9 protein-coding genes are annotated in these 7,552 nt (G+C 52.7%); 5 read left to right on the top strand and 4 right to left on the bottom strand.

From position 1 onward, the window contains the following. Window positions 1–148 precede the first annotated feature (148 nt). From KG088_RS19270 to KG088_RS19250, 5 genes are all read left to right on the top strand, one after another. A complete protein-coding gene (locus KG088_RS19270; RefSeq protein WP_213828213.1) occupies window positions 149–337 on the top strand; it encodes a hypothetical protein in 189 nt (62 codons plus the stop codon). A gap of 142 nt (window positions 338–479) precedes the next feature. Then, window positions 480–1,007, top strand: coding sequence for a hypothetical protein (locus KG088_RS19265; RefSeq protein ID WP_213828211.1), 528 nt, complete (start codon window positions 480–482; stop codon window positions 1,005–1,007). Window positions 1,008–1,142: 135 nt separating this feature from the next. After that, window positions 1,143–1,481, top strand: a complete 339-nt coding sequence (locus tag KG088_RS19260; protein ID WP_213828209.1) for a hypothetical protein — start codon at window positions 1,143–1,145, stop codon at window positions 1,479–1,481. Between the two features lie 102 nt (window positions 1,482–1,583). Further along, window positions 1,584–1,955, top strand: coding sequence for a hypothetical protein (locus KG088_RS19255; RefSeq protein WP_213828207.1), 372 nt, complete (start codon window positions 1,584–1,586; stop codon window positions 1,953–1,955). Window positions 1,956–1,986: 31 nt separating this feature from the next. Then, window positions 1,987–2,508 (top strand): hypothetical protein, encoded by a 522-nt coding sequence (locus KG088_RS19250; protein WP_213828205.1) that lies wholly within the window; start codon window positions 1,987–1,989, stop codon window positions 2,506–2,508. A 231-nt stretch (window positions 2,509–2,739) separates the two neighbouring features. Here the strand turns inward: KG088_RS19250 and KG088_RS19245 are convergent, their stop codons facing one another. The 4 genes from KG088_RS19245 to KG088_RS19230 form a co-directional block, all read right to left on the bottom strand. Beyond that, the gene (locus KG088_RS19245; RefSeq protein WP_213828203.1) at window positions 2,740–3,108 is read right to left on the bottom strand and encodes a histone-like nucleoid-structuring protein, MvaT/MvaU family; all 369 of its coding nucleotides are present in this window, start codon (window positions 3,106–3,108) and stop codon (window positions 2,740–2,742) included. A gap of 819 nt (window positions 3,109–3,927) precedes the next feature. Further along, on the bottom strand, window positions 3,928–4,206 hold the full coding sequence (locus KG088_RS19240) for a CopG family ribbon-helix-helix protein (RefSeq protein WP_213828201.1): 279 nt from the start codon (window positions 4,204–4,206) through the stop codon (window positions 3,928–3,930). A gap of 137 nt (window positions 4,207–4,343) precedes the next feature. After that, window positions 4,344–6,968, bottom strand: coding sequence for a sensor domain-containing protein (locus tag KG088_RS19235; RefSeq protein WP_213828199.1), 2,625 nt, complete (start codon window positions 6,966–6,968; stop codon window positions 4,344–4,346). A 284-nt stretch (window positions 6,969–7,252) separates the two neighbouring features. Continuing rightward, a partial coding sequence (locus tag KG088_RS19230; RefSeq protein WP_213828197.1) for an EAL domain-containing protein occupies window positions 7,253–7,552 on the bottom strand: 300 nt, incomplete at its 5' end.

Here is a 7,552-nt window from a genome sequence, read left to right as displayed (position 1 = left end):
GCAGGAACATATTGATTCTACAAGAGAAACTGCTCGCCATCTTCTTTTCTATCTCAGCTCGGTGAATAAGGCGGGATTATCCGGGCCTCCAGCTATACTAGCGTGAATGAAGTATATACGACATCAGTACCTAGGGTCCGGAGGCAACATGAAGATTCAGCTTGCCAGGCAGGGTAATGACCTTGAAGTCCGTTACGATGAGCTATGCATCGTTGTGCGCGATCGCTACCGTCGCCATCGTCTCTTCAGAAAAAAACGCACCGTTCCACTTCTTGATATCGATACATTGCTATCCGCGTCAAAAAATCTTGGTGACTGCGAGACTGCAATATACTAAGATCCATATCAATTAAAGTTGAATACTAATTTAGAAAGAGCTATAGAGAAAGCGATGGATGAAATACCCAAAGAAGAAAAGCGTAGATTGCTGAATGAGTCCATAAATGAGGTATGGCCATGATAATCAGTCCGAGCCTGATGTGAGCGACGATATGGAAGAAATCCTTGAGCAGATTGAGACTTTCGCCGGTTCCCGCAAGAATGCAGTGGCTTGGTACCGTTTGTATCCAATCGCCAGCCTTGATGGCCTGACCGCCGAGAAGCTAGTGGCCAAGGGCCGAATCGTAGAGCTAAAGGACTTTTTGGACAGTGTCGAGAATGGGGCTACTGTTGATATGCAGTGTATTTTATGGGAGCTGGAAAATGATCGCAGGTCTGGAAATCTGGCTGAATACATTCCTCAACAATCCTGGGTGCGATACGGCGTGGGCGAAGGCGACCCAGCGCGAATAGAAGCCGTAGATAGGATTGGTAGGCGATGGGGCTACGAGCTAGAAGAAAGGATCCGCAAGCGTATCGAAACAAGCCCCCTTCTATCGGTGATCAAGCTCTCTGAGCAGTCCGAATACCCTGGCCAGGCTGAAGCACTGGAGGGAATCTTCGAGTACCTGCTACAAGATGGGACGCTGAGGCAGTATCGCCAAGACTGGTTCTATCGCACAGAATAGGGCATCCTCGGCCCGCGAGGACTTTCATAGACCGAAATCCTCAAGGCTCTCATGTCCACTAGTGGACGGAGTACCGTGTACATCACCTGACCTGTCCTCTACAACCGCCTGGGTATCACCACTCAGATGTCGGGTATGATCACGATTACCACATTGCAGCCCATTGAAGCGGGACGATTTTGCTTGGATGGGTTACGGATCGAAATGGTGCCTGCATGGTTTGAATTCTATGAGAAGGACATCCCCGCCCTTGAAATCCTCGATGCCATCACCGATCTAACTGAGGATCCTGGGTTCGCCTCTCTCGTTACCTTCCCGGAAGCCGACTCGATTGAAGATAAGGAAGAGAAGGCAAAGAGATTTATGCAGCGGCTGATCAAGAAGAAGCCGACAGAAGTCCAGGATCAGCTCCAGGTGCTCGTGGCGAGGTCCTCGGAGAGGGCGAGGAAAGCGTTTTTCGAATTGACAGTGTGATGATGTTCATTGATCGGAAATTAAGCTGCGACAAACCCTCTGTCCCGTGTTGAAGGCCACACCATGTGGTAACATTTCTCATCTTCCGACAAAAGAGTTTCAATGATGGATCACGACATGAAGGCATTAGAAGAATCTTTATTAACTTCGCGCGATGAGTTTATTTCCAAACACAACCGTGAAGTAGATCAAGCGATAGAGCAATTTGGTAAACGTAACGTAAAACAAACCAAGATAGAAAATCCTGCTGCTAAAGAGTCTACACCTACACGGAAAAGGGCTCCTACAGAGAGTCATAAAATAGGCCACCTTGTAAGGTTAGGTGTCAGAAAAAAACGCCTTGCTCTGGATGAAATTTTCGAATTCAAATCCAGTAAAATATCTAAGCTGGAAGCTCGTCTAGATGCCGAGAAAGCAGCCAGAAATTCAGGCTACCCGATTATTGGCTATGTGCACTCGATTGAAAAGTTTTAATTCACTCAGGACCGCTTAAAAGGAGCCTCGTGTGGACGATAGGCATAAGGCTGAGCTTGAGGAGCTGTACCGCGAGATGGAGCGCCTGAAAGTTCTTCGCGACGGCAGGGGCTTCGAGCCACAGCCTGGAAAGGATTTCGCTCAGGAACTGCCGGGGCTCTTTGAGTCAATCCCCTCTTCAGTCCGTGGCCGCGTACTCGAGCGCGCTAAATACCTGGGAGTCGCCGGCGATGCCCAGCTGGAGATGCTCTGGCAAGAAGCACGTGCCCTACTCCTCTACGACGCTATCTACGCTGATATCGATGCAGAGCATGACCTATCCAACCCAATCCTTTCACGAGCCGTCAGGGACTATATCAACCACTCGGGCCGGGTACCTAACGTTGCCGACCGGGATGTCCTCCTCGACGAGTGCCCCCCAAATCCTTGCGGCCATCGAAGGTGCGGATCTAAAGCACGTCTAGGCCCAGCTCCGGGGAACGGGTTCAGGGAAGCAGGACCTAGCGAATCTCCAAGAAATGGGCAAAATCTACCCTTTCTCATCTCTACCTGATAAGGCGAGCACAATGAAATGGTGCCATAGCCAAACTCGTGATGCAGCGACAACTTGCCGATCTCAGCCATGGCCTCTTCGCTAAGGCATATCTGGTGGTCATGAATCGGGCTCCCCGTTTGCAGGGCAAAACTTGTACACGAGCCTACCGACACTCAGATGGCATAGCCCTCTCACCACTCAGTGGCATGGGGCCTCAGAATCGAGCGCAGACTCATAGGCTTCGCTGAATCAATCTTCTGTACGCACTAGCCACGACTCGACTGTCTCATCACCAAATTCGTCTTTCCACTGTTTCAGCGTCTTTTGATTGCCACCTCGAGTTTCCACCACCTCACCTGAGTTAGGGTTTTCGTAAATTTTCAGCTTGCGCTTGCGCCGCTGCCCTGTCTGCTCAACAGGCTTAGCTTGATGATCGGGATTAAGCAGCTCTAGAACATCCCTGGAACTCTTATCGTACTCCTTCATCAACGCCTCGAGCTTCTCTTTGAACTCAAGTTCGGCCTGGAGCTTCGGATCGTTCTGCATCCTCTCCAGCTTCTGCTGAAGATCTTTTAGCATCCGTTCATTCTGGGCATAGTCTGCGAGCAAATTTGACATGTTAGTGTCCTTAGTTTGGCGTACTGGATTTTCAGTTATGGATAATAGATGGGAAATTATCTCGATGCAACACACTACGACATAGAACTGGCGAACCTATTCGCTATCCCGTTGCTTGAGGTCAAGCAGCTAGCTCCCCCTACCCAGTGGCGCCAATACACATAATTGCAAGCGCCTCCCCGAGCCAGGACTGGGCTGGAGACGCGGCTGTGCTGCTCGAGGTTAGCGATGGTTTTTTTCATAAGGTACCGCAGAACGATTTATTGACGGGCACCAGCCGCGATTAGCGCGGCTAGATTCCCGTCTCATCCGTCAGTATCTGGCCATCTACGGGCTGCTCCTAATGCTGGCCAAGCCCGTTATAGCTTACCTTGCGCTAGTCGAAGAGGGTCTTAATATCATGATACGGGTGCCTCACCCTCAATCTGCTTATCTTAAGGTGGTGCTGGGCATGGACGACCCGGCACCAAAGTTAAAAAGCCAGCAGATGATTTCTGCTGGCTTTTCATGGGTAAACGGATGGCATGCTCGATACAGCTTGAAGCTGGCTCCCTTTCGATGACGGATGTCCAACACGACAGCGGTGTCACTCTCGATACGGCAACGGGCGACATAGCCGCAGTCACCGTATTCAATCAGCCGATCCCTTGTATTCTTGGGCAGGACGTCAACGGGACGCATAAGGCGTGGCAGTTGTCAGAGTGCTTGGGCACCTTGGTTGATGGCTCGCGCGGCCCTTACCCTCAGCCGCTGCTGGGCTTTTCGGTCGTAGACAATCGCGCAAACACGCCAGACCCCGGATGGCTGCCGGGGCGAAGATCACTGGTGACATATTGGGGCCGGAGTCTCGTTATCCGCTCCCCAGCTGACCAGCCACTTTTTCACTTCGTCGGCGGTCGCATGCAAGCCGGTAGTCTGGTAGTCCTCCCAAGCTCTGAGCGTGTCTTGCCTGAAAGCTTCTCGCTTTTCCTCGCGATCCACATACTGCTCGATGGCCTCACGCATGAGCCAGTGCACCGAGCGACGGCGAGCATCGGCCAAGTGCTGGATCCGCTCCTTCAGATCATCGTCGAGCTTAATCGATGTTGGAGTTACCATACTTGCCCCCTAGTTAGAGGTAATACCTATTACAATAGTCGCCAGATCTGACCTGGCTATCGAAAGTGACGTAGAACTCGACTAGGCGATGTCGTCCGCTGTTCCCACCTTGAGCCAATCGTTAATGTAGTGGTCGACTACTCCCGCACGTTACCTCGAAGGTATTCCTCGCACTCCTCGGCCGAAAGCGGCTTCGCGTATAAAAAGCCTTGTCCGGCAACACAGCCCAGCGTTCGGAGGTGATGTTCCTGCTCCTTGGTTTCAATCCCCTCGGCCAGCACATCCAGTCCCATGCTGTGTCCCATGTGGATGATCGCTTCGGCAATCGCGCCACTTTCCTGGTCGCCGCGCAGCCCCCGAGTGAAGGATTGATCAATTTTTAAGCGATGGAGTGGAAACTGCTTCAGATAATTCAGGCTTGAATAGCCGGTACCAAAATCATCGATGGCAAGCGTGACCCCTAATTCACGAAGCGTGTTGAGCTTATGCAGGACCTGGTCAATGCCTTGCATGACCACGCCTTCCGTGACCTCCAATTCCAGCAAGTCGGGCGATAGTCCTGTGCGTAACAGCGCATCGCTTATCCGATTACAAAAATCAGCCTGGCGGAATTGATGCGCAGAAATGTTGACCGCCAAGGACCCTTTCGTTAAGCCCTGAGACACCCACCAAGCGTGCTGGTGGCAGGCCGATTCCAGCACCCAGTTCCCGACGGGGACAATTAGGCTGGAATCCTCCGCAATGGGGATGAAGTGGCCAGGGGAAATAAGCCCAAGGGAGGGATGCCGCCATCGAACCAATGCCTCCAAGCCAAGAACATCGCCAGTACTGAGGGAAAATTGTGGTTGATACATTAGAAATAGTTCGTTGCGCTCAATGGCACGATGCAAATCGCTTTCAAGGGTCAAACGATCCAACGCTTGCACGTTCATTTCAGGTGCGTAGAACTGATAACAATTACGACCTAACCCCTTGGCAACGTACATGGCCGCGTCGGCATTACGCAGCAAGGTCCCCGCATCCTCTCCATGGCGAGGAAAACACGCTACCCCAATACTGATGCCCAGGTTAATTTCAATGTCCTCCAGTAGGAAGGGAGAGGAAATGGCAGTGAGGATTTTATCGGCAATGAGAGCGACATCCTGTTCTACCTTGATCCCCGTTAGGGCCACGATAAACTCGTCGCCCCCTTGCCGACTTACCGTATCCTCGGCGCGCACACAGCGGGACAGCCGCTTGGCGACCTCATGAAGTAGTTGGTCGCCAAGGGCATGCCCAAATACGTCATTCACCTGTTTGAACCGATCGAGGTCCAAGAACAATAGGGCGACTTGTTGGCCATGCCGCTTGGCGTCCGACAGCGCTACGTTGAGCCGATCGGTTAACAGCAAACGATTTGGCAAGTCGGTGAGCGGGTCATGCAGGGCCATGTAGTTAAGCTGCTCGTTAGCCCGTTGGCGCTCGGCCGCCGCACCGAGGATATTGGCAACCCCTTGCAGAAAACCGACATCATCGGTCGAGAATTTGCGGGGCGTATCGGCGTAAGCACCCAGCACACCGACCGGCTTTTCGCTTCCGCCAATCAGAACATCGGCACCGCTGATAACACCATGGGAAGTGAGTAAAGCAGACGGAGCGAATCGCGAATCCTCGCTGAAATCATGAATGATAAAGGGTTCGCGGCTTGCAAGGACCCGATACGGTTGTGTTTGGTCCACTGGGTAAGCCACCTGGCGGCCGATCCAACCGGGTCCCCAGCCGATGCCGGCTTTTAGAACCAAGGGTTGTTGAGGCCCGTCCAGGAGCAAAACGTTGCTAAGCTCGACGTTCAGGCCCTGCGCGATTATCGATGCGGCTTCCGTATACAACTCGTCGAGACTCGCGGCAGACAATGCTAACCGTCCAAGGGCGGCGACGAGCAGTTGTTGCTGTGCTCTGGCGTGCAGCGCCAGTTCTGCATGTTTTCGTTCAGAAATGTCTTGAATCGTGCCAAAAAAGCCTACGACCTCGCCACTATCATCTTTCCTTGGCATAGCGATTATCTGAACATAAGCTTCTCTACCGTCGCCTCCGTTTGTTCGAAGGTCAATTTTTTGTGTTTGCCCTGATGCGGCTCCCAAACTCATCATTTTTTTAAAAAGCACAGCGCTTTCAGCGTCGAAGAGCATCGCGCTCTCATGGAGGGTTTGGGGAGGACCGAGCCGGCTGTCTCTGCCCAACATCCTATATACGGCCGACGACCAGGTAGTTTCTCCGGTGATGGGGCTGTAATCCCAATCCCCGATCTTACCGACCCGCTGAGCCTCATCCAGACGCTCCTGAGTTCGCTTCAGATCGTCAATGTCCGTGCACGTGCCGAACCATTTCACGATATTGCCCATGGCATCGCGCATGGGAACGGCTCTGCCGAGCATCCAGCGATACACCCCGTCCCACCGACGTAGCCGGTATTCAACCTCATAGGGTTCGCCGCTATTCGTCGCTTGAAGCCACAGCTCAGCAGCATAGCTCCGATCTTCTGGATGGAAGGGCGGGTTCCAGCCAAATCCAAGGCTCTCTTCAAGTGTCAGCCCGGTGTAATCCAGCCAGCATTGATTAAAGTCGATGTGCCAACCATCGGGCCGAGTAACCCAGACAATTTGCGGCATGGTTTCGACCAGCGTCCGGAACTCCGCCTCGCTTGTACGCAACGCATCCTGGACTCGGTTAAGACCTGTGTCGTCTTGGATCGCTTCAAGCCTTGCTTGCCTACCGTTACTCACCCTGAATCCTTATCATTCTTATTGTCCATGACAGTAAGTTCTAATGCTGTATACTGCATCACAGTGGAGCAGAAATCATCACACTCCATGAGCCCCTTGAGCGCTGACCGACATGCAGGGCTGACCGCTTGTAAGCAATGGGATGAAGTCCCACCCACCTGCACCGGCGTCGTTGCGCCACCCTGAAGGTTGAGTACATCACTTACCAGCCAGAGAATGAGGAGAACTCCCCATGAACATTACCCAGGTTGGCGTCCGGTGATCCCGTTTTGAGCCGAACACCTTTAAGCAGGTTCGTAATGGCTGTCCCGTCTTAGCAATGCTTCGAATTCGTCCTGGCGTAGCGGCCTGGAGAACAGGAAACCCTGGGCATAGTCGCAGCCTGCGCGGGAGAGGAATTGCAATTGCTCTTCCGTTTCAACGCCCGCTGCAACCACCTGGACGTTTATCGCATGAGCCATAGCGATAATAGCATTCAGTAAACGGTCGGTATCGCCCCCCCGGCCGGCGTCCTTGATCAATTCTCTGTCCACCTTGATGCTGCCCACCTGGAACTCCTGAAGAGCTAATAAGGAGAAAGGCTC

The organism is Halomonas jincaotanensis (assembly GCF_018448785.1).
Taxonomy (GTDB): domain Bacteria; phylum Pseudomonadota; class Gammaproteobacteria; order Pseudomonadales; family Halomonadaceae; genus Halomonas; species Halomonas jincaotanensis.
The sequence above is the reverse complement of the archived record's forward strand: the minus strand, read 5'-3'. Positions and strand labels throughout refer to the sequence as shown.